This window comes from Spirochaetota bacterium, assembly GCA_026414805.1.
Classification (GTDB): domain Bacteria; phylum Spirochaetota; class UBA4802; order UBA4802; family UB4802; genus UBA4802.
The window spans coordinates 1-560 of record JAOAIH010000172.1; the positions used below are offsets into that span (position 1 = coordinate 1).

A 560-nucleotide genomic window follows, 5' to 3' on the forward strand; every position below is an offset into this window, starting at 1 on the left:
TCAATATCAAATTCACCTTCTAAATCTATTACTACAACTTCACCTAACTGATTAACATAGGTTACAAGCATTGCCAATCTCCACAAAGTGTTATATATACAGGCAATTACATTACATCATTTTCATTGATATCGCAAGCATATTTTTTAGCTGTATGCAAAAAAAATAATTTACAAAACAATTCAGTATATTATACATTTGACGTTGTGTTTGTCATTTTTTTAAATATAGAAGGATAATACGATGAGGTTCGCACTTTTACTCCGCATCCTGGGGTTAGCGTTAAAAGTTGCCTCAAATCGCAACGATGCATTTAAGCGTTATATTGGCACAGTAGATGTAAAAATTGCAATTAAAACAAAAAATAACAAAGGCCGCACATTTATTTTCAACAAAGGAAAGGTTTCTTCCACCCGTCGCCTTGGGCACTATGATGCTGCATTGGTGTTTTCGGATGCTAAAACTGCGTTCAACGTATTAAAAGCAGGTACACAACAAGCATCGTTTTATGCAGCTGCAAGCGGCAGGCTCCATGTTGAGGGTATGGCCTTTTTTATACA

At 35.5% G+C, this 560-nt stretch carries 1 protein-coding gene; it reads left to right on the forward strand.

Annotated features, from left to right (window positions below; genetic code table 11):
• Positions 1-243 precede the first annotated feature (243 nt).
• Positions 244-560: hypothetical protein (locus N3F66_15220; GenBank protein MCX8125496.1), on the forward strand; the 317-nt coding region annotated here is incomplete at its 3' end.